This is a genomic window from Castellaniella sp., from assembly GCF_034675905.1.
Taxonomy (GTDB): Bacteria; Pseudomonadota; Gammaproteobacteria; order Burkholderiales; family Burkholderiaceae_B; genus Castellaniella.
This window is the reverse complement of record NZ_JAUCCV010000009.1, coordinates 265,288-287,339: the sequence shown is the minus strand read 5'-3', so window position 1 is coordinate 287,339 and position 22,052 is coordinate 265,288. Positions and strand designations below refer to the sequence as shown.

Sequence of the window (22,052 nt, the reverse complement as noted above, 5' to 3'; positions counted from 1 at the left end):
CTCTCGGGGGGCCCACCAGTCGTCTGCCCATTCCCTTGGGGGATTCAGCCAGCCGGAATCCGAAACACCACACTCCACCAGCCTAGAGTGTGTCAATTCTTGATGAAAGCCACTCAAGCATGGAGAACTGCCGGATCTGTGTAACCGGCGGCAATATCCGGCCCCAAAACACGGCGATTGCGACCATAATTTCAGTCATGAAAACGCCTATTGCACATCGCGCTACCCGGTTCGCGGTCCTGCTGCTTGCAGTGTCCGCTCTAGGTGGATGCGCCGTCTACCAACCCGCCCCTGCCTACTATGATGACGGCGGGATCGTTTATGGCGGACCATCTGTTTATGTTGCGCCGCCGGTCTACGTGGCGCCGCCCAGCTTTCACTTCGGCTACCGTTCGCGGGGCTGGGATCATCGTGGCTACTATCACGGCAGGCACGGAAGGCGCGGGTGGCGTTGATACTGGATGTTCAGCCACCGTCCCAGGCAGTATCAATCTGACGCGCCTACCTGGCGATCAGAGACAGCACAGACTGTGGAACCTGATTAGCTTGAGCCAACACTGCCGCACCTGCCTGCTGCAGGATCTGGGCGCGTGTCATATTGGACACCTCTACCGCATAGTCGGCGTCCTCGATTCTGGATCGAGCAGCCACAAGATCTGCGCCTGTCGTTTTGCTTTGATCGATAATCGCTTCCAGACGGTTATCCAAAGCCCCCAGTTCGCTACGTTTCCGATCCACACGGGCAATCGCCTCGTCGATTGCTGCCAAAGGTTCCGGCGGCGTGCGCAAACGCTGGGCAATGTCTGTTTCACGCACCGTGATGATCGTCATGTCAGATTCCGCATTACTGAACACGTCAAAGGCTGGCCTATGTGTGCCATCGGCATTGGTGTAGAACAGGGGGTAGTAGAGCATGACCTCGCCCATCCCATTAGCCGTTTGCAGCATGTAATCGCCTGCCTGGTTGATAACGACCTTAGCTGTCTTGTAGACAGGGTTGCCGCCGCCATTCAGACCGTCCAGGCGGAAGATATAGCCGCCTTCGCCGTCGCTTTGCATCACATCCGTCATCATCCGCCCATCCAGATCCACATAATTGATCTGGATATTTTGGTTTTCCGGCTTCAGATACGCGATCGACGTGCCCGACACATAAGGCTCATCAGCTACCGAAATGGCACGACTCCGATCAGAGACTACCGTGATCGAATTCTGGGACCCACCCGTTTTGACGGTCACATCAGCCCGGTAATACGAATACTGCCCTGAACTCAGCTTTTCTTCGACGTAGTAATACCCGCCTAAATAAACAAGCTGCATGTCTGCATTGGCCGCTTCGTCCACACCATCCAAGGTCATCGAATAATCGGCGCTTGCCTTGGGTACCTGAGGCGCAGAGGTCAAACGCTGCGAAATCGACCCCGGCATATCGGCTTCCGCAACCCGGTTTGCTGATTTTGCCTGGGCCGTGATCTTGTGCTGATTACCATGAACGGTCAGCTCGGCCTCGTAGTAGTAAGCGGCCCCATTGTATTGGTGCTTGATCCAGTATTGCCCCCCGGACCTGACCACCGACGGCTGCGATAAGGCCATAGGGTTGCCACTATCGTCCAGATAGGCCCAACTGGAAATGGATTCTCCGGCTGTCGCGGACACCACCGGGCTGCTGATGCTCAAACCCACATTGCTCGTGCTCGTATCCGTGTTATATCCCGCATTCACAGAGACGTTCTTCAGCCTGCCGCCGTCATCGTCCAGCTGCACAACCGCGCGACTACCGCTTTGCGAAGGCCGAACCAGATTCGGACTATCGGTTGGGGGGTAATAATTAACCGTCGTGCGCGCTGCATCGTCTAGATCGATCCTGGACGACGACCCGGTCAACGTGGATACCGGTGTCACACGCCCCGGCGCACCTTGTATTGTCAGATCCCGCAGGCCCAGTTCCTGAATGCTGAAGCCTGGAGGCCCCAGATCGACATCCAGCGTGTCCCTATCGCGGGCCCCCACCTGAAGGGTTTTGGTGCCGGTTGTCCCATCCAGCAAAGACACGCCATTGAAAGACGCCCATTGATTCAGGCGGTCGATCTCCTTCAGGTTCATATTGATTTCGGCCTGGATGTAATCCCCGGTCTCCCCGTTATACAACTCACTCAGCCCTTGAACAGAAAGCTCTCGGATGCGTTGCAGGCGAGCATTGATCGCATCCAGCGCACCCTGGGCCGTTTGCGATAGAGAGATCCCATCGTTGGTGTTGCGGGCAGCCTGGGCCAGACCCGTAATCTGAGCCGTGAAGCGATTGGCGATGGCTTGGCCGGCGGCGTCATCCTTGGCGCTGTTGATGCGCAGACCAGAAGACAGGCGTTGAATCGCCTGATCCAGCGCACTGCCCGCCTGCCGATTGTGGTTCTGGGCTTGCTGGGCGGAAACATTCGTGCGAACAGAAACCATGGATCAATCCACGCTAGAAGCAACAATGCGGAATATAACAAAATGCATCAAAGCACGCAGAACGCGAGGGAGCCGAAAAAAGTGAATCACTGGGCCAAAAAAATTGCGAACCGCCCTAAAGTTCCCCGCCCCCCTTCCGTTAACACGTCAGAACAGGAGGTCACTCAGTTTGTCATCCTGGGCAACAAGGGCGGATCTCCGCCGAACTACTTAGGAGTCTCTCATGGCTGTTATCAACACCAACTACCTTGCTCTGGTCTCCCAGAACAACCTGAACAAGTCCCAGTCCTCCCTGGGCTCCGCGATCGAGCGCCTGTCCTCCGGCCTGCGCATCAACAGCGCCAAGGATGACGCCGCCGGCCAAGCCATCGCCAACCGCTTCACGGCTCAGATCACGGGCCTGACCCAGGCTGCCCGCAACGCCAACGACGGGATTTCCATCGCGCAAACGACGGAAGGCTCCCTGAACGAAATCAACAACAACCTGCAGCGCATCCGCCAACTGGCCGTTCAAGCCTACAACGGCACGAACTCCGACGATGACTTGAAGTCCATCAACGCTGAAATCAAGCAGCGCCTGGACGAAATCGACCGTGTGGCCGATCAAAGCGAATTCAACGGCGTGAAGGTCCTGAACGGCTCGATCCCCTCGGGCGCTGGTCAAGGCCTGGCCATTCAGGTTGGTGCACGTGATGGCCAGACCATCAGCATCTCCGGCACCGACGCCCGGGTCTCCGCCCTGCTCAGCGGCGCCACGTCCATCACCGCCACCGGTCTGACGCGCGCTGCTGGCGTGTCCGGCGCAGGCGCCACCCAAGGCGTGGTGTCCGGCGCACTGAAGGAAATCGACGCCGCCATCGCGTTGGTCGACGGCATGCGCAGCGACCTGGGCGCTGTCCAGAACCGCTTCGAATCCACCATCGCCAACCTGAACAACACCATCACCAACCTGTCGGCTTCGCGTTCGCGCATCGAAGACGCCGACTACGCGGTGGAAGTGTCCAACATGACGCGCGCCCAGATCCTGCAGCAAGCTGGTACCGCCGTGCTGGCCCAGGCCAATCAGGTTCCGCAGACCATGTTGTCCCTGCTGCGTTAATTCACAGCACCAAGGCGGGTTCATCCCGCCTCAGGCAACAAAAAAACCGCCGGATTCTTTCCGGCGGTTTTTTATTGCGCTCGATCTATGGCTTAAGCACCGGCTGGCGCCATCCCCCAAGCATGGGCCCATTGATCCAGGAAAGCGTCTTCCAGCATCCAACCAGTCAGCACCGCCTGCCGTAGCGCATCGCCCTGCCGGGCCAGCGCATCCATATCCGACAAATGGCTGCGAATCGACTGCACCCAGTCCCGTGGGCGGTTGCGCACCAAAGTCACCGGCAGGCCCGTGCGATATGGATCGATGTCTGTCGCAATGACCGGCACCCCGCAGGCGCCGAATTCCAGCAAGCGCAGATTGCTTTTGCAGCGATTGAACTGGTTGTCCTCCAAGGGCACGACAGCCAGATCCAGGTTCAGGCTGGCCAATTTGGCCGGATAGCGGTTGATATCCACACTGGCATGATATTCACACGCCACGCCATCAGGCTTCATGCCCATGAAGACCCACTCGACCTCACCCTGCAAATCCTGAACCACCGCCCGGATTTCCGCTAAATCCCCCGTATGGCTGATGCCGCCGGCCCACCCGACCCGGGGTTTACGCCCTGCCTGCCGCTGCCCGCTTAAATCCCCCCAAATCGCCCGCGGCAAGCCATTGTGCGCCACCCGGATATCGGCATGGTAAGCGCGATATTCTTCTGCCAGCACTGGCGTCGACACCACCAACCAATCCACTTCCTCGATGGCCCGACGCATTTTCTTGATTTCGCTTTGCGGCATTCGCTGCCGATAGACGCTGCGGGTGGGAATGTTCGGCAGATAATCGTCGAACTCCAGGACCACCTTGGCCCCGGTCAAATCACGGTAGCGCCGGATTTCCTCCAGAATGCCATTCACGATCCATGCCCCTTGCAGCACGATCACATCAGGCTGGATCCTGGCGACATCCCCAAAATAATAATTCCCTATTTTTAAACTGCCATCCAGGCGCAATTCATCGGATAGCGCCCGGAAGGGATGCAGGATACGGTAGTGACCGCATCCCTCCCAGTCCGCATGCATCGCCATGACGACAGGCAAAGGTCGTCCCGGCAGAGGCGTCTGGATGCGTGCAGCATCCCGGCTCAGATCGAAGCCCGGCGCAAACTTTCCAAAAGCCGGGTGGTAATTGGGATCCTGCGCCAACTGCGGCAGCCAGCGGGCAAAGAGCTGATCGCGTTCTGCTGCGCCTGGCTGACTTTCGATACCAAACTTCTTAGTCAGCAGGCGCGTCGCGCCGCCCATATGCCTCAGGCTGATGTCAGGCTCCAGCGCCAGCAGATAGCCTGCCTGCGTGGCCTTCATGCACAGATCGGCATCCCCGTAGTCAATCGGAAAATTCTTGGCGTCGAATCCACCCAATTCCTGGAAGACATCGCGCCGCATCATCAAACAAGACGCGCTCAAGGCGCTGACATTCTGCTGCGCGACCAAGCGGTTCATATATCCACGCCGCCCCACAGGCTGACCGCGAAATGCCCCACCGACGCCGCCGTTAAGCCCTAGCACCAGACCATTTTGATCGACCTTTCCGTCGGCCAGATCCAATCTGGGGCCTGCTGCCCCCACTTCAGGTCTCAAGGCCAGGGACAAAAGCCGCTGCAGCCAGTCCGGCCGCGTCTGATCGGTAAAGCTGATGTCATTATTCAAAAACAGGAAAACATCGCCACGCGCCTGCTGTACGGCAAAATTATTGATAGCAGAAAAATCGAAGGCCTGAGGCCAGCGCAAGATCCTGATCTGCTCAGAGGCCAGGGATTCTAGCTGCGCCAGGAACTGAAGCGCCTCGGGGTCGCGGCTGTCATTGTCCACAATCAGCAATTCATAATGCGGATAGGTCGTGCGTTCCATCAAGCCTTCGACGCAGGCGCGCAACACCGGCAGTTGATCGCGGGTGGGAATGATGATCGAGACCAGCGGCTGGGCCGGCAACGGGTAAGCAACCCGACAAACGCCTTGGTGTGCAGTGGTTTCCACCGTGGCCTGCGAACCCATACGAACCAGATGTGTCTGCGTTGCCACGGGCGACCAAAGCATCGCCTGGGCCGATTCCACCCAATCCAGCAAGCTGACCGCCCCATACAGCAAGACTTCCGGGATGTGGCCCACGACAGGGGGGCCTACTTGTTCCACCATCCGCCACAACAGATCCACCGGCGCCAGATCGGCCAGCTGGTCCTGCAGCCCTCCCACCGCCTGAACAGCCGCCGTGCTGATGATCAGGTTGCGGCCAACATAGGGGTAGCTGCGCAGCAGATCCACATTGAAATCCGGCTTCAGCATGGGATTGGCCGGCAGTTTGTCGATCAATACGGCCTCGTCGGCATACCAAACCAGAGGATTGGGACTGCGCAGGCGATATTCCCCCATCAACAGCGTGGCATGCGGCACCAGGCGGTCGCCCGCATGCAGGACCCACAAGAAATCGGGCGCATTGCCCTGGGCAATGCGATCAGACAAGCGCTTGGGCCACCCGCCACTGCCGGAAACGATCTCGATGCCATTGCCCGCTGCCGTCGACGGAATGCCGTCGCCAATCAGCCAGACGCCATCAACAGGCCGATGCTGGACGCCCAGGCTTTCCAGGGTATCGACCAGCGGCTGCAGTGCATTCGTATCGGATACGATGACCGCGACGCCCAGAGTCCCGACATCGGGATTCGCCTGCAGCATGGTCCGGAGAGCCAGGACGCGCGAAGACGATGGGGTCCGGTCGGCAATCCAATCCGGGACAGACCAGGATTCCTTTTGATTCAGCGTTTGCAGCAGGCGTTGCTGGCGGCTGCGGATGCGTTCAGCCAAGTCCAATGGGGCGAACCCCCGGGTTTTATCATTCAGCGGTCTGACGCGGACGAGATGGTTGTCTTTGGCACGATACCAGCCCAATTCGCGGATCATGCGGCGGAAATCGTTATGACCTTTTTCTCCGATGCCTGGCTGGTCACGGCCTTGCTGGCTGAACTGCTCTTTTGAGACGCGAAAGGCGGAATAAGGTTCGTGCAGCAAGGCCAAGTTACCGCGGCGCAATAGTTTGACCGTCATGGCTAAATCACCCACCCACTCGATATACTGATCCCCTAGCTTATACAGGCCAAGAGGTTGCTATGACCACTGGGAATATAGTCATCTCGGCGAAACATGACTGCAGAGCTCGGTTCGCCAATAAAATTCAGGGTAATATCACCTAAAAACGAAACAACATCCTTCCCATGAATAACAATATCCTCATCGAACAACCCCACAGTTGCGATATTATCCGGCAAGGAGCTACCCCTACTCATCTACTAAAAAACGGCGAGATCCCACCACCGAAACATGTGCATTTTGTTCCTGAAAAATCTGCACAAATCTCGACAAGACAACCTGGCTCCAACACATCATCATCAAATAAGGGCTTAATATATTTTCCCCTGGCCCTGCTTTGGATGCACTCAGAAAAATTTCAACCTCCGCCCAAGGGGATTCTTTCGTTTTTGTGGTATCGGAAATTATCTATTTTTTTGTTTTTGACAAAATTCTCAACAAAAACAAAAACCTCGATCTGTGGGGCAATCGTCTCCCACAACTATTTCATAGTCCGAGAAATTTTGATCCAGCAAACTATCAAGCACAGCCTGAAGATATTTCACCCTAAAGGCTGGGATCACCACAGAAACAAGAGGCTGCACGCTCATCCTGGGAGGTTTCAAAATCCATTGCCATCAATCTATTTCCGATATTCATTAAATTAAATCTTCTGGATCAGATAACTGTTTTCAAACCCACGCACAGACCCAAGCACGTTGTATCCATTGAAATATCCGCCCGCCCGCAGCAGATCGACAGCTGGGCCGACTTCTGGGCTATACCTGACATCCATATAATCGTCGAACACAACGAATCCACCCTGAACCACGCTTGGGGAATACAGCAAAAAGTCCAGCAGGACATTCCTGCCCTCATGTCCTCCATCAATATGCAACAACGCTACGGTGGGGGATAATTCCTGAAACCGTTCCGCGCAAAGTTCTGAAACCCCCCTGAGCACCACGGCATTCTGGAACAGCAAGCGCTTGTAATGACTGAATTCCTCGTACTGCTTCGGCAGAGCGAAAGGATCGATGCCGATGACTCTGCGTTCGCGGTTGCACACCTCGTTCATCAGAGAAAGGGATTTTCCTTTCCAGACACCGATCTCGACGATGTCACCCGGCAAATCTCCGATCAAGAAGCATAGATAGGCCAGCAGGCGGATCTGGTCGTGGAACGAGAGTTCCTTGCGATCCATCGCCTGTTCGACCGGCAGCAACGTTTGGGCCTGCTTGAAACTCTGCCCCAGCAGATCCCAAACAGTGGCTACCATCTCATTCAATTGCGGATTCTCCAGGACTTCATACAATTGCTTTCTGCTAATCATTTTTGCCCTTAACGATCGAAATGACGCCTATCCACATGGGATATCCAATGGATGCCTGCTTCACCGGTAGAGTATCATCAGCAGGGTTTCTCACAGCATCCGCGCGGCCCTCTCCAGCATAGGACGACATGATCTCACAGCGCCCCATTTTCGTCACCGAGCCGCACCTGCCCCCCCTGCAGGAATTCATCCCCTATCTGGAAAAAATCTGGACCAGCAAGCGCTTGACCAACGGCGGCCCCTTCCATGAACAACTGGAACGCGAACTGGCCGACTATCTGGGCGTTCAGCATCTAAGCCTGTTCACCAACGGAACCATCGCACTGGTCACCGCCCTGCAGGCCCTGCGGATCAGCGGCGAAGTCATCACCACGCCCTATACCTTTGCCGCTACTGCCCATTCACTGCTGTGGAACAACATCAAACCCGTCTTTGTCGACGTCGATCCAGCCACGTGCAACCTGGACCCGAGCCGGATCGAGGAAGCCATTACCCCCGCCACCAGCGCTATCCTGCCGGTGCACTGCTACGGCATTCCCTGCGACGTCGATCACATCCAACGGATCGCGGATACCTACGGCCTGAAAGTCATCTACGATGCGGCGCACGCATTCGGTGTCAAACAGGGTGGCATCAGCATACTGAACCACGGCGATCTGGCCGTTCTCAGCTTCCATGCCACCAAGGTCTTCAACACCTTTGAAGGCGGCGCCATCGTCTGCCCCGACGCCAAGATCAAACAACGCATCGACTACCTGAAGAACTTCGGCTTCGCCGACGAAGTCACCGTGGTAGCGCCTGGCATCAACGGCAAGATGAACGAGGTCTGCGCGGCCATGGGGCTGCTGCAGCTCAAGCACATGGACCAGGCGCTGGATACCCGGATGGCCATCTACCGGCGCTACCAGGCCGCCTTCCAGGACATCCCCAGCCTGCGCCTGCTGCAGGGGCCGGCCGGACTGGAATGGAACCACGCCTACTGCCCTCTGTTTGTCGGCCCGGACCATCCCGCCAGCCGCGACGAAATATACGCCTTGCTGAAATCACACCATATCCACGCCCGGCGCTACTTCTACCCTCTGGTCAGCTCGTTCCCCATGTATCGCGGCTTACCCAGCGCCGCCGATGGGCATCTGTCCCATGCGCACACCCTGGCCGAGCAGGTCATCTGCCTGCCCATCTCCGCCACGCTTCAACCTGAAGATCAGGAACGGATCATCGAATTGATCCGGCAGACCGCCCTATGAGCAAACGCATCCTGGTCTTTCCTTGCGGTTCGGAAATCGGCCTGGAGATCCACCGGGCGCTGCGCTATTCCGCGCACTTCGACCTGGTCGGCGCTTCCAGCGTAGAAGACCACGGCCGCTTCGTCTATGAAGACTACGTGGGCAGCCTGCCTTTTCACGACAGCCCAGACTTTGCCGCACGCCTAGCCGAAATCATTCAGGCGCATGGGATCGACGCCCTCTATCCGACGATGGATGCAGTGGCTGAAACCTTGCAGAATCTGGCTGAGCGCCTGGGCGTGCGGGTCATCGGAAGCCCGTCAGATACCACCCGCATCTGCGCGTCAAAGACTTCGACCTACGATGCACTGCGCGGCCTGGTCCCCTCGCCGGCGCGTTACATTGACCCACAGGCTGTCCCCGCTTATCCAGTCTTCATCAAGCCAGACAGGGGCTATGGGTCACGCCACGCGGCGCGGGCCGACGATGCGATCGACGCCGCCGCGCTACTGGCCAGACAGCCCGACCAGAAGATGCTGATCCTGGAGTACCTGCCTGGCCGCGAATGGACCGTTGACTGCTTTTCGGATCGCCACGGCGCCTTACTGTTTCACGCAGCCAGAGGACGAGACCGGGTCAGCAACGGCATCAGCGTCAATACCTCGCCCAGCGCCGAATTCAGCGACCTATTCGCCAGCTGGGCCGCTGTCATCAACCAAAACCTGCGACCGCGCGGCGCCTGGTTCTTCCAGGCGAAACTGGACCACACCGGCCAACCCAAGCTACTCGAAGTCGCCGCCCGCTTCGCCGGATCATCGGCTCTGCAGCGCGGCCTGGGGGTGAACCTGCCACTGCTCAGCGCCTTTGACGCCTTTGACTGGCCGGTTTCCATCGCCCCCAATGATTATCCGATCGAACTGGATCGCGCCTTGGAAAACCGGTTCCGGATTCGGCTCGACTACCGGCATGTCTATGTCGATCTGGATGACTGCCTGCTCATCAAGGGGCGGGTCAACACCACGCTGCTGGCATTCCTGTACAAGGCCATTGATGACGGCTGCACGATCACGTTGCTGACGCGGCATGCGGGGGATCTGGATGCAACGTTGAAGAAGGCCCGACTGCAGCACCTATTCGACCACATCGTGCATATTCAGGACGGCGCCCCAAAAGCACGCCATATCCGCCAAGACTCCGCCATCTTCATCGATGATTCCTTCCAGGAACGCGCGGACATTGCCCACACCTTGCATATCCCGGTCTTCGCGCCGGATATGATCGAAACCCTGCTCTAATTCACTGAAAACCGCCATCGGCAAGCCTGAGTCATGAAAAATTTTGCCATCATCCTGGCCGCCGGCAGCGGCACGCGATTCGGAGGCGACCTGCCCAAGCAATTCACCAAGCTGGCAGGCCGCATGATCATCGAACATACCGTCGACGTTTTCCACGACGCCCCCCGCATCGACGAAATCCATATCGTCACCCAGGACGAACACATCGCCCAGGTCTGGGATCTGATCAAGTCGAACGGCTGGACCAAAGTCACCAAAGTCGTGCACGGCGGCAACACCCGCATGGATTCCACGCGGTCCGCGCTGCAGGCGCTGGCGCAGGAACCACCCGACAGCAAGGTGCTGTTCCACGACGCCGTGCGCCCCCTGGTGGACGGCAGGATCATCGACGATTGCCTGAACGCCCTGGATCAATTCGACGCGGTCGACGTTGTCATCCCGTCAGCCGACACCTTGGTCCGGGTCGCCGATGACGAAAGCATCGACAACATTCCCAATCGGACCTCCATGCGACGCGGCCAAACGCCGCAAGCCTTCAAGCTAGACTGCATCCAGGCCGCCTATCAAAAAGCAGCACAGCAGCGGCGGGACAGCTTTACCTGCGACTGCGGTGTCGTGCGCGCGACCCTACCGAACGTCAAGATCATGACAGTCCAGGGCAGTGAAAAAAACGTCAAGGTCACCCAGCCCATCGACCTGTTCCTGGCGGAAAAACTGCTGCAAGCCGGGCTGGATGTTGATCCATCCGATGATCCAGGAACCGGAAAAATCAGCGGCAAAAACCTGGTCATCTTCGGCGGCGCCAGCGGCATCGGTCTGGAAATCAAGCACGTCGCGCTGGCGGTCGGGGCGCGTGTGGAAGTCGCCAGCCGACGATTCAACGGCGTGGACATTCGTAAATTGGCGGATGTCCGGGCCTTTCTGGATACCGCCCGCGCGCGACTGGGCCAGATCGACTACATCGTCAATACCGCCGGATTTCTGATCAAGAAACCGATCGACTGGCTGGAAGAATCAGAAATCAGCGAACTGATCGACACGAACTATACCGGCGCCATCAACGTGGCCATCGCCGCCAAGCCGCATCTGCTGCTCAGCAAGGGCATGCTGCTGAACTTCACGTCCAGTTCTTACACCCGGGGACGCCCGCTGTACACGATCTATTCCTCGGCCAATGCCGCCATCGTCAACCTGACGCAAGGCCTCGCAGCGGAATGGGCGCCGGACGGCATTCGCGTCAACTGCATCAACCCTGAACGCACGAACACGCCCATGCGCCAAGCCAATTTCGGTATCGAACCCCCCGAATTGCTGCTGGATGCTGAAACGGTGGCCCGCGCGTCCATCCGGACCCTGACCAGTCACCTGACCGGCGCGATTGTGGATGTGAGAAAGGATGGGCGCTGAGGGCCCCCGTCCTTTGACTAATGACCCATCCGGGCCAACTCCTGCTTGACCCTGTTGCAGACCCGCTCCGCGTTGTGATCATCGTTGAATTTGAAGAACAGGCTGCGGGTCAGACCGGCATCACCGTCTGCATGCGGCGGATCCTTCAGACAATTTTCCAGGCCTGCCAGCAACGCATCAAAGTCCTTGAATACCCGATTTGAAAAGATCAGGTTCGGGTCATACAGCAGACCATCCTGATTCTGGTTGTATTCCTCCAGATCGTAGGCAAAGCACAGCCCCGGCTTGTTCAAGTACAGGGCCTCTGTATAAACGCTGGAATAATCCGTGATCACGGCCTCGCACTCACGGATCAGCGCGGAAATGTCCGACACGACCGCCTGAGACATGTCCAGGATGCAGTCGCCATCCACATACTGATCCATATTGAAGTAATCATTGGAGTTCTTGAAGTAATGGGGCCGGTAGCCCAGGACTGCGCCATGGGACTTTAGGACTGCCCGCAGCCGGGCGATCTCGTCGTCCGAAAAATGATAGTAATGCGCGCTGGTCGACACATTCGTTTGCCGATAAGTGGGTGCATACAACACCAGCCGCTTGCCCTGCACAACCCCCCGGATTCTGGACAAGGACTGGCGGATGTAATTTGGCAGTCTTGCCTCATCCATCGACAGAAAATCATGCCTGGGAATACCTGTAGTCCAGATTTGTTGATAATTGAGGGGATAGTACATCGATGCCATCACATAACCATCTACATCGGATGCCGCCAACATCCCGGCATAGCCGCGTCGTTCAGCGCCTCGATACGCCATTCGGTCATGATAGGCCAGCATGGCTTTGTTCGATGTGTATAAAAGCCGTTTGATGGAGACGCCATGAGACAGATTGACAACCACTCTTTTTTTAGTAGAAATTGGCAATACAAGGAATGATCGCGCCCCCCATCTCAGAGAATAATCCATCGAAATCGAGTGTGTCAGGAACACGGTCTTGCACTTGGCCAGCAGCCTCAATCCCCGCAGCGTATCCAGCCTGACGAATTCATATTCGGCGGCGCCCTGCGCGTCAGGATTTGACAGTTTTCCCCGATAAAAAATAATTTTTCTGATTTTGCGGATCAGCCTTTATACTCTCGAACACCGCACGCTGGTTTTCGATGAACTCGCCTGTGCGGATATGATGCGTCGAAAAAGCCCACCAAGCAGCTTCTTTCCTGGAAACCAGGTCCAGAATACCCCACAGGGCTCGCAACCATCTGGAATAAATACCCATCATCATCAATATCATCCAGTCCGCATCCATCGGACAAAATCAGCTACAAAGACTTATGACGCCGCAGTGAAAAAACCACAGAGTACGCCATCCTGATGAGCCAAACACTGCGCTTCAGCGATATCTCAACCGACTCGCTCTCAGGCTTTCGACCCAGCAGAGCTTGCCAGAGGGCTCGCAGACCAAAAGCCGGGGCAAACTCAGTTTCTTCACCAAAGGAGCGATTGACGTACTTCAGGCGGGCGAACGGCTCCCACACAACACGATCCGATAAATCGGTTGAAAACCTCCCAATCGACCAGTCAAACACCCTGCGCAAGGTGTCGGCCTTGTCAAATAAACCAGCCCTGCACAGGTCAAGCGCGAACTGTGGCAGCAATGCCTCCATCGCTGAAAAAAGCGCTTCGTCATGCTGCCGAGGATATGTCACAGCTTGGGTTTTGCCCATATCCCCACGCTCGTAGGCTGTCACCGTGCTCCGAGGGAAATTTGCAAACAAGCGTTCAACAGGCAGCAAGGAGCTCTTGCTGACTGTGAAATTACGACGAACCCCGGTTGCATCGCTCTGATAGATGCTGCGGGCGTAATAGAATTCTGTAGATAGCGGTGTCTCGTGCGCGCATGCCAGCAAGCGGCCAAAGCAGGTCTGGGTAAAGCCACGGCCCCAATACTCGACAAATGCCGAGCGTTTTTCGAGATCCACGGACTCTCGTAGATACTGGCACACCATAGGACGCCTTGATCGGGCCAGTTCCAGGATGTGGTTTTCGTAGGCTTTTGATGCCTTAGCTGCCTGAACAATAGATTTGACGTCCGGTAATGGTAGCCGGGTCCGTTGGCTCCACTCGGGGAATTGCGGAAAAATACGATGAAAAGCTCGGGCATCGAGGCTCAGGGAATCCAGAATATCCGAAAACCGGCAGGATTCCTTCAAGCTTTCAAGACCCAGGAAAAACTCAGCATCAATATGATCGACGAAGGAAGCAATCCACCAGACTTTTCGAGAGCCATACAGGTAATGGGTGGCAATGCCCAGGTTCTGTTCCTTGATGACCGCATCCGCGATACGCTTTAAATGGTGACCATCTCTGGAAATGAAGTAAAGATTTTCGATTCCTCGATTGACGGCGTCACTCAGTACCCATAACACATAACTCACCAGGTACAAAGAAACCCGCGTATATGCGAATTCTTGTGCAGTAGAAGGCTCGTGGTCAAAGCGGTACCGCGCCATCAATGTCGCAATACAATAGGCATCGTAGCTACCAAGATCACGAACCAAAGACCGCTCATATTCATTAAACCGAGGAATCGAGTGCAACACTGGTGTGATCCCCAAACGGCCCGGAAGTACGCCATCCGCCACTGGGTTGTCGCCGTAATGCCTCCAATCTGAAAAATCCACATCCTGCGCCTTCTGCAACCAGATCGAACAATGCGCCGGTCGATTTCTGCGCTCCCTGGGTGGAAGACAGGTAAAGCGGAATATCCGCCAGACGCGGCTCTACCTTAACCAGCAACCGTCGGACAAAAGGCTCAGGCAGATACATATCCGATATCAGGACTACACGCACATTGCGTTGCAACAAAGCCAGTATCTGATCGATCCCAGCCTGTCGCGGCTGGCAGGCTGCCAGCTCGCATTCCAGTTCAGCCCGGGAAAGAGGAAGTCCGACTGTGCCGCATTCAAATCGTAAACATCGACCAAGCGCCGGAAGATATCGACAAAGGAGATATCTCTGGACACGCCAAAATTTGAACGGTAGGCGTAACGCACGTTAGACTCAGCACCCATACGCGCGGAGGGATAATCTTCGATCAGTCCGAGCGGAAAATCAAGGTCCGACACACGCATTTGCTCTCGGACGCGGAAAAATATCCCGATCGGCTCTAGTGTAGTGCGCTGAATAAGTGTGTCGAACACATCAAAAGAATAGAATTCAGGTGATGATTCCTTAGCGTCATTCAATGAGGAATATTTTAATCGATCCACGTGTCATCCATTTAAAACATCGGAATCACCAGATTCATGCACAGGAATCAAGAACGACTGCAACATCGCCCGCAGCAGAAAATACACTTGAAGAAAACCTGAAAGGGTGATTTTCAGCCCAAGGTATTGGGGAGTGGAAAATTTCCGGCACACACCCGGACTTCAATAATTCTCTATATGCCATCTATTAAATGCTTCAATGTACTTCAAGAGTTCAGGAGGGAACTAGCTGTCCGCCAAAACCAGTGCCGTCCCCCGCCATCGTCAATGAGTCATCACGACGCGAGGCGAGGGATAAAGGAGCAGAAATATTACGATGATCCGCAGAATTTCCATAAATTAAATTTATACGCCGGATAATCTCAACATCAGCCCCCGTCCGAGCGCATGGATCCCACCCGCCAATTGCCGAAATAAATCCATTTCTACGCCTAAAAAGCAAGAGAAGAATAATTGATATGAACCAGATCAACCCTTTCCACTACTATCCACTATCACCGCATCAGAAACACGTATCCAATTCGAAGTGGTTGCCATCAATGAGTGATATCCTCGAGCAAAGGTATAATCTGCAGTTCCAATTTCAAAGGATGCGCCCAATCATCTGCGTCCATACACGTTACAAATTCTCCACCAGCATATCTCAGACCAACACTCTTGGCACAATAGGTGCCTACATTTCAATCCAACTTCAGCACGCAAACCCGTGAATCTCTCTGTGTCCATTTCACGACTTCTGGGACAGTATCATCGGAGCTGAAATCATCAACCACAATCAACTCCAGATGACGATAGCTTTGTTCTAGGACAGACCCAATTGCAGTTGAAACTCGTCCTCCCACATTGAAGGTTGTCATCAGCACCGATACTAATGGGCCATCAAAAAAATTATGAAGACCAGGGGCGTGTACATTGAGGGGGCTGAGAGGTTTATCGTCACAACAAAGAGCCAGTACCGGCAAACCATATGCTGTGTGCACTCGATTGAAGCAATCCAATTGCTGTTGCGGCGACATCACCTCGGTTATCGTTCGGTAGAGATGAAGAACTGCATAATCCCCCTCTTCCCCCCGATCCAGTGTCATCCGAACAAAATCCCGAGCGCGTTCTTTGCAACCGGCCCGCAAGAAGGACTCAAAGCGCGAACAGCCGCGGGCACCTGGCCTTCATCCACACTCTCAAGCAGTCGGAAGGCCTCTTGCGGCATATAGCTCGACAAGTGCTTAGCGACAGCAACACGCAAAGACGTAGGCAGGCGATCCCCCCAGGGAGCCTGGTATCGCAGCAGCGCGTGCACCAAAGCAAACCTGCTCAAAGCGGCCTGCGACAAAATAGCAGGCAGGAGCTGGCGTTCCGCATACCCTGGATGACATGGATCAATACCCAAGGACGCAACCGTTTCATACATACCTAACCTGAAATAAGCCCAAGGCTGCCATATACCCCGCTCGCTATTCGGTTCAGAACGCGTCAATGAGAGCGCCCGGGCGAACTCCTCTCGCTCAGCATAGAGAAATGCCGAAGACTCTGGATTCACGTTAGACTCCCCAGGCCTTTATCCACTGATCCAGGAATGACCCTTGTAACATCCAGTCTTTCATAACGATATTGCGCAACTCATCCCCCGCCCGCTCCATGCCATCGGAATCAGAAATATGTGAGCGAATGGCATCAATCCAATCCTCATGTCTATTCGTCACACGAGTGACTGGCAAACTACCCCGATAAGCCTCGACATCCGTACAGATGACCGGCACGCCGCAAGCACCCAATTCCAGAATATTAAGATTGCTCTTGCAACGATTATAAGAATTCTCTTGAAATGGCGCCACGGCCAAATCGAGGTTGAGGCTAGCCAGTTTTTCCGGATAATTTTCCATAGACCCTCTACGGTGGTGTTCATAAAGAACACCCTCCGATTTATCGCCCAGAAAAACCCACTCGACCTCGTCTTGCAATTCCTTGATCACAGAATAAATTACAGCCAAGTCAACAGCATAGCTTGAGCTGCATGCCCAGCCCACCCGCATTTTCTTTCCTGCTCTACGCTGGCCAGAAATATTTCCCCAGCGAGCTGGAAGCAAGCCATTCATAGCAACACGAACATCAGGATGATAGTCTTCATATTCTCTGGCTAGCATGGGCGTCGAAACCACGAGCCAATCGACATGTTCCATCAAAGCATGCATTTTCTTGATGAGAACGGGAAACTGCATGATGCGGGAAAGACTGCGGGTGGGAAGGTTCGGAAAATAATCGTCAAACTCAAGGACTATCTTGACTCCCATGATCTCTCGGTAACGTCGGATTTGCGCCAGAATCTCCTCATTCTGCCATGCGCCTTGCAGCACGATCACGTCCGGCCTGATCCGCGCAGCATCACACCAATCGAAGCCGCTCACCCCAAACCCTCCATCCAGCCGAAACTCATTCATCAGGGCCTCAAAGGGGTGAAGGATCCGATAATGGCTACTCCCTTGCCAATCCACATGCGCCGCTAACACCACTGGCAGCGGCCTCCCCGGAAGAGGCTCTTCGAGCCTGGAAGCATTACGGCTCAACCTGAATCCAGGGGAATATTTCTTAAATGCCGGATGATAGTTCGGGTCCCGCACCAATTGAGGCAGCCATCGCGCACGCAACCTGGCTGAATGCTCATCATCCGCCGCGGCCTGGAGGCTCTCCACCATCGAAGCAGACGCTGCCTTACCCATACGTTCCAGACCCGTATCGGGCTCCAGTGCCAGCAGATAACCGGCTCGTGTCGCCTTCAAGCACAAATCGATGTCGTAATGATGGTCAGGGAAGGCGCCGGCATCGAACCCCCCCAGTTGATCGAACACCGTTTTCCTCATCACCAGGCAGGAAGCGCTGAGAGCACTGACATTCTGCTGGGCGACCAGACGGCTCATATAACCGAATGCATCCGCTGACTCTCCCCGGAATCCTGCCCCAGCCCCGTTGTTCAACCCCAAGATCTGGCCGCATTGATCCACCCTCTTGCCATCCAGGCAATTCAGGCGCGAACCTGCCATGCCAACTTCTGGCCTGAGCGCCAATACCAATAAACGCTCCAACCAGTCTGAGCGGGTTTGATCCGAAAATCGGATATCATCCCCCAAGAACAAGAGGATCTCGCCTTGTGCTTGTGCTGCGGCAAAATTACTGACCATTGCAGGGTTGATCGCTTGAGGGCAGCACAATAGCCGCACCCGACCCACCCCCGGCTCTTCGAGACTCGAAAAGGTGTCTAATGCGTCAGAATCCTGATCCCCACGATCCATCACCAGCAATTCATAACGAACATAGCCGGTATGCTTCTTGAGTCCTTGGATGAAAACCTGCGATCCAAGCAACGAGGCTGAAGCAGGCAAGATGATGGAAACCAGCGGACTGGACGTCAATCGGTAATCCACACGAGACACGCCCAACGCGGGCTGTAAACTGACCTGGGCATCAGTGCCCGCTCGATCAAGGTGGGCATTGGTAGAAGCCGCCGACTGATTCATGATTGTGACGGATTGTGCCCAAGCCATCAAATCAACAGACATATGCTGCAACACCTCCGGCACATGGCCCACCAAAGGTTGATCTTGCTGCTCCACAACACGCCAGAGCAAATCCACGAGAGCCAGGTCAGCCATCTGTTCATCCAAGCCACCCGCCACCCGGATCGCTTCGCTACTAACGATCAAATTCCTACCCACATAAGGATAGCTGCACAACAGATCAGCGTTGAAATCGGGCTTCAATGCCAAAGAGCTTGGCGCTCCCGATTGCTGCATCACTTCATCCGCATACCATATCAGCGCATCTGGCTGACGCATACGATATTCACTCATCGTGAGCGTGGCATGAGGCACCAGCTTGTCACCAGCATGAAGGACCCAGAGAAAACCCGGTGAATGCCCCTGAAGGATCCGATCAGACAAACGCTGCGGCCAACTGGTCATGCCATTCAAAATCTCGACACTTTCTTGAACCGCAACCGTTTGAATGCCCTGATCTCCGATCAACCAGACCGCATCCACAGGTCGATGCTGAGTCTTCAGGCTGTCAAGCGTATCCAACAATAGCCGCGAGCACGCCACGCCCCCAGCAATGATCACAATCCCTAGTGTGCTGACGCTCGGATTGGCCCTCAATGCAGCCAAAGAGGATTGAATACGAGAGACTGATGGAGTGCGGTCTGACAACCATGCCTCGACGTCCCAAGGGTGTTCCGAAGGAGGCTGACCTGACAGGATATTATTACGTTCTGCCTGGATACGACCACGACGAGCAACCGGGTGAAGCGCATATAATTTCTGATAAAAAGGCAGCAAACTATTACGATTCCTCAATTGGATCGATTGTGTATCCTCTTCGTCCGTCACCCATTGATGATTTTCGACTGTCACCTGCTTGGTTCCATACACAGGATAGCTCTGCACCAAGCGTAACAACATATCCCAGTCTTCCAGGACGCTCAGTCCTGTATCAAAATTCCCAAATCTGAATACTGCCGCACGGGGAAATGCCCAAGTATTGACGGGGATATGATTATGAACAAAAAGATCATCGCAATCCAATACCTCAGAACCAACCAACCGAGACTGAAACAAATCAACAGAATGCTCACCTTTCAGTATTTTAATAATATGCAAGGCATCGGAATAAACAATAGATTCAGGATATTTTTCAAATTTATCCGCCAAAGCCTGGAGGTGATCTGGCAGATAGACCCCTTCATCGCTCAGACAAACGACGTAGCGGCCGCGCGCAAGCTTCAGACCAGCATTGCGCGCAGCGGAAAGCCCCGATCCATGAGGCAATTTGGCATACATCAAAGGAAAATCAACTTCGACCGGCAGAGGCTCAAGCATTTTATCTCTGACATTGACCAAAATGACCTCAAAGTCATGGCAGACTTGCGCCTGCAGACAGGCCAAGATATCAAGCACGCGTTCCGGCGCCCGAGTAATCGTCACAATAACGGAAAACAACGGCCCTTCCACACTCACAGGAGGCGTCAATGCTTCAAATAATCTTTCGCTAATCTTCTGCGCCTGATCGAGAATTTTTTGACGATCAGGCACCGGATAAGCGTTTAAGCGTTTCTGATACAAGCGCCAGATCGGCAGTGGCGCAACCCTCATCCGTGCCAAGGTTTCGCCATCACCCAGGCAATGCTCAAGAATCGTAGTATGTTCATACAAAGGGCGGGCATCCGCATAGAATTCCATGGACACTTGTCCAGCATGGATTCGATAGCCTACACTTGCTTGCCGGATGAAAACAAAATCTGGATGAACCCTGGCGATACGAAGCCAAAGTTCCCAATCGCCTGCCATCATGCCTTCCCTGGCCAAATTTCCATTTTCGAGAGCGACATCATCGAGCATTGATCGACGCAACATCGCAGCAGAGGGGGTCACATAACAATCATAGGTTAATAAATCAACAATCTCATCTCGTCCGCCGAAGTAAGATTCCGATTTATGCCCCGCATGTATGGCACATTGGATCAGTTGGCCATCCTGATCGATCCAATTGCACAATGTATAAGCCAGCATGGCCAATGGCAATGCATCAAGCGCCTGGCACAAGGATTTCAAATGCCCTGGATAAAGTAAATCATCAGATCCGAGGACAACCACATAACGCCCCCTGCCCTGTCGGACGCAATAATTATAATTCCCGGTTTGCCCTAAATTACGCTCATTTACAGAGTAACTAAATCTATAATCTTCAAGAAAATTCCGAATAATTTCCAGGCTTTCATCCTGAGAGCGATCATCAACTACGATTACCTCCAAGGACACACCTTCTTGCGCCAAGCAAGACTCTATCGCCTGCCCTAGAAAGGCGGCGTTATTGTAAGACATGATTATGACAGATACATCAATATCGCCATTCTGCCTCAGGGCTTGACCTTGCATACATTTCCCTTCGCTTCACAGGATTTTGATTTTTATATTGAATCAAAGAACGAAATCATTGCACGCATCCACAATTTTATTGATCTCATCTTCCCTGATCGTCGGCCCCATGGGAAGACTTAACACGCAACGACTCAAAACCTCTGTTACCGAAAGCGATGTAGCCCACTGCCCACTATAAGCCAGTCGACGATGCGGTGCGATCGGATAATGAACCAGAGTCCCGATATCCAGGCGTTTCAAATGCCTGAGAAGGCACTCGCGATAATTAGATCGCACTACAAATAGATGCCAAACATGCGCATCCCAGACCTGTGGTTTGTCCTGGACTGAAGGCAAGATAATATGTTCGTTAACAATACCATCCATATAGGCTTGCGCCACCTCGCGCCGCAGCCGGATATCTTGGTCTAGATGTTGGAGCTTTACCCGAAGAATGGCTGCCTGGATTTCATCAAGCCGACTATTCACCCCCTGAAAATCGTGTTTATACTTCGCACAAGAGCCATAATTCCGCAAAGCACGCAAACGCTCGGCCAACCGGGTATCATCTGTCCTCACTGCTCCAGCATCGCCCAGGGCACCCAAATTTTTGCCAGGATAAAAACTGAACCCCGCCGCATCGCCCCAGCTCTGGCCTTACGACCGCCGATGCTGGCGCCATGGGCCTGCGCTGCATCCTCCAGCACCAGCAAATCGCGGCGATTTGCGATCTCCTTGATGACAGCTATTTGCGCCACCTTTTAATATAGATGTACCGACATCATCACGCGCGTGCGCTGGGTAACGGCCGCCTCGACTTCTTCCCGAATCAATATTGAAAGTCTTCAGGCACCCGGCTCCACCAGGACCGGTTTCAATTGGTTCTCGGTAATCGCCAAAATTGTAGCAATATAAGTATTTGCTGGGACCAGAACTTCGTCGCCTTCCTTCAAGCGCCCCAGACCC

General features: G+C 54.6%; 13 protein-coding genes and 3 pseudogenes. 4 read left to right on the top strand and 12 right to left on the bottom strand.

The genetic code is table 11. The features are described from left to right. Nucleotides 1-501: 501 nt before the first annotated feature. Complete coding sequence (locus tag VDP79_RS10155; RefSeq protein ID WP_323018077.1) at nucleotides 502-2,451, bottom strand: flagellin; 1,950 nt, start codon at nucleotides 2,449-2,451, stop codon at nucleotides 502-504. Nucleotides 2,452-2,674: 223 nt separating this feature from the next. On the opposite strand from VDP79_RS10155, the gene VDP79_RS10150 reads away from it, so the two are divergent. Next, nucleotides 2,675-3,550, top strand: a complete 876-nt coding sequence (locus VDP79_RS10150; RefSeq protein WP_323018076.1) for a flagellin — start codon at nucleotides 2,675-2,677, stop codon at nucleotides 3,548-3,550. 92 nt (nucleotides 3,551-3,642) lie between these two features. On the opposite strand, the gene VDP79_RS10145 is transcribed toward VDP79_RS10150, so the two are convergent. The 3 genes from VDP79_RS10145 to VDP79_RS10140 form a co-directional block, all read right to left on the bottom strand. Continuing rightward, nucleotides 3,643-6,633: a glycosyltransferase gene (locus VDP79_RS10145; RefSeq protein ID WP_323018075.1), complete on the bottom strand. Its 2,991-nt coding sequence runs from the start codon at nucleotides 6,631-6,633 to the stop codon at nucleotides 3,643-3,645. 476 nt (nucleotides 6,634-7,109) lie between these two features. After that, entirely contained in the window at nucleotides 7,110-7,265 is a 156-nt protein-coding gene (locus VDP79_RS14965) for a glycosyltransferase family 2 protein (protein ID WP_416233092.1), read from the bottom strand. A 53-nt stretch (nucleotides 7,266-7,318) separates the two neighbouring features. Further along, entirely contained in the window at nucleotides 7,319-7,969 is a 651-nt protein-coding gene (locus VDP79_RS10140; RefSeq protein ID WP_323018074.1) for a class I SAM-dependent methyltransferase, read from the bottom strand. A gap of 146 nt (nucleotides 7,970-8,115) precedes the next feature. On the opposite strand from VDP79_RS10140, the gene VDP79_RS10135 reads away from it, so the two are divergent. Genes VDP79_RS10135 through ispD form a run of 3 tightly spaced genes read left to right on the top strand, consistent with a single transcriptional unit; the run spans nucleotide 8,116 to nucleotide 11,915 of the window. Then, nucleotides 8,116-9,234, top strand: coding sequence for a DegT/DnrJ/EryC1/StrS family aminotransferase (locus VDP79_RS10135; protein WP_323018073.1), 1,119 nt, complete (start codon nucleotides 8,116-8,118; stop codon nucleotides 9,232-9,234). After that, the gene (locus tag VDP79_RS10130) at nucleotides 9,231-10,508 is read left to right on the top strand and encodes an ATP-grasp domain-containing protein (protein WP_323018072.1); all 1,278 of its coding nucleotides are present in this window, start codon (nucleotides 9,231-9,233) and stop codon (nucleotides 10,506-10,508) included. The genes VDP79_RS10135 and VDP79_RS10130 overlap by 4 nt, the downstream gene beginning before the upstream one ends. Nucleotides 10,509-10,541: 33 nt before the next feature. Then, on the top strand, nucleotides 10,542-11,915 hold the full coding sequence (gene ispD / locus VDP79_RS10125) for a 2-C-methyl-D-erythritol 4-phosphate cytidylyltransferase (protein WP_323018071.1): 1,374 nt from the start codon (nucleotides 10,542-10,544) through the stop codon (nucleotides 11,913-11,915). 17 nt (nucleotides 11,916-11,932) lie between these two features. Here ispD and VDP79_RS10120 read toward each other — a convergent pair whose 3' ends face one another. The 8 genes and pseudogenes from VDP79_RS10120 to VDP79_RS10085 form a co-directional block, all read right to left on the bottom strand. Continuing rightward, complete coding sequence (locus VDP79_RS10120) at nucleotides 11,933-12,949, bottom strand: CDP-glycerol glycerophosphotransferase family protein (protein ID WP_323018091.1); 1,017 nt, start codon at nucleotides 12,947-12,949, stop codon at nucleotides 11,933-11,935. Nucleotides 12,950-12,983: 34 nt separating this feature from the next. Further along, nucleotides 12,984-13,220, bottom strand: coding sequence for a hypothetical protein (locus tag VDP79_RS10115; RefSeq protein ID WP_323018070.1), 237 nt, complete (start codon nucleotides 13,218-13,220; stop codon nucleotides 12,984-12,986). A 13-nt stretch (nucleotides 13,221-13,233) separates the two neighbouring features. After that, the gene (locus VDP79_RS10110; RefSeq protein ID WP_323018069.1) at nucleotides 13,234-14,595 is read right to left on the bottom strand and encodes a hypothetical protein; all 1,362 of its coding nucleotides are present in this window, start codon (nucleotides 14,593-14,595) and stop codon (nucleotides 13,234-13,236) included. A gap of 159 nt (nucleotides 14,596-14,754) precedes the next feature. Beyond that, nucleotides 14,755-15,183, bottom strand: coding sequence for a hypothetical protein (locus VDP79_RS10105; protein ID WP_323018068.1), 429 nt, complete (start codon nucleotides 15,181-15,183; stop codon nucleotides 14,755-14,757). A gap of 536 nt (nucleotides 15,184-15,719) precedes the next feature. Then, nucleotides 15,720-16,199: pseudogene (locus VDP79_RS10100) on the bottom strand (glycosyltransferase family 2 protein). Between the two features lie 522 nt (nucleotides 16,200-16,721). Continuing rightward, nucleotides 16,722-21,104, bottom strand: a complete 4,383-nt coding sequence (locus VDP79_RS10095) for a glycosyltransferase (RefSeq protein ID WP_323018067.1) — start codon at nucleotides 21,102-21,104, stop codon at nucleotides 16,722-16,724. 42 nt (nucleotides 21,105-21,146) lie between these two features. Further along, nucleotides 21,147-21,722, bottom strand: a pseudogene (locus VDP79_RS10090) (DegT/DnrJ/EryC1/StrS family aminotransferase); the annotation flags it as partial. Then, nucleotides 21,662-21,985 (bottom strand): annotated as a pseudogene (locus VDP79_RS10085) (DegT/DnrJ/EryC1/StrS family aminotransferase). The pseudogenes VDP79_RS10090 and VDP79_RS10085, both read right to left, overlap by 61 nt. Nucleotides 21,986-22,052 lie beyond the last annotated feature (67 nt).

What these genes read in the sequence shown, in the direction of transcription:
- VDP79_RS10115 (WP_323018070.1), bottom strand. Translation starts at nt 13,220, where the DNA reads ATGGATGCGGACTGGATGATATTGATGATGATGGGTATTTATTCCAGA.
- VDP79_RS10150 (WP_323018076.1), top strand. Translation starts at nt 2,675, where the DNA reads ATGGCTGTTATCAACACCAACTACCTTGCTCTGGTCTCCCAGAACAAC.
- VDP79_RS10135 (WP_323018073.1), top strand. Translation starts at nt 8,116, where the DNA reads ATGATCTCACAGCGCCCCATTTTCGTCACCGAGCCGCACCTGCCCCCC.
- ispD (WP_323018071.1), top strand. Translation starts at nt 10,542, where the DNA reads ATGAAAAATTTTGCCATCATCCTGGCCGCCGGCAGCGGCACGCGATTC.
- VDP79_RS10095 (WP_323018067.1), bottom strand. Translation starts at nt 21,104, where the DNA reads ATGCAAGGTCAAGCCCTGAGGCAGAATGGCGATATTGATGTATCTGTC.
- VDP79_RS14965 (WP_416233092.1), bottom strand. Translation starts at nt 7,265, where the DNA reads ATGAGCGTGCAGCCTCTTGTTTCTGTGGTGATCCCAGCCTTTAGGGTG.
- VDP79_RS10145 (WP_323018075.1), bottom strand. Translation starts at nt 6,633, where the DNA reads ATGACGGTCAAACTATTGCGCCGCGGTAACTTGGCCTTGCTGCACGAA.
- VDP79_RS10155 (WP_323018077.1), bottom strand. Translation starts at nt 2,451, where the DNA reads ATGGTTTCTGTTCGCACGAATGTTTCCGCCCAGCAAGCCCAGAACCAC.
- VDP79_RS10130 (WP_323018072.1), top strand. Translation starts at nt 9,231, where the DNA reads ATGAGCAAACGCATCCTGGTCTTTCCTTGCGGTTCGGAAATCGGCCTG.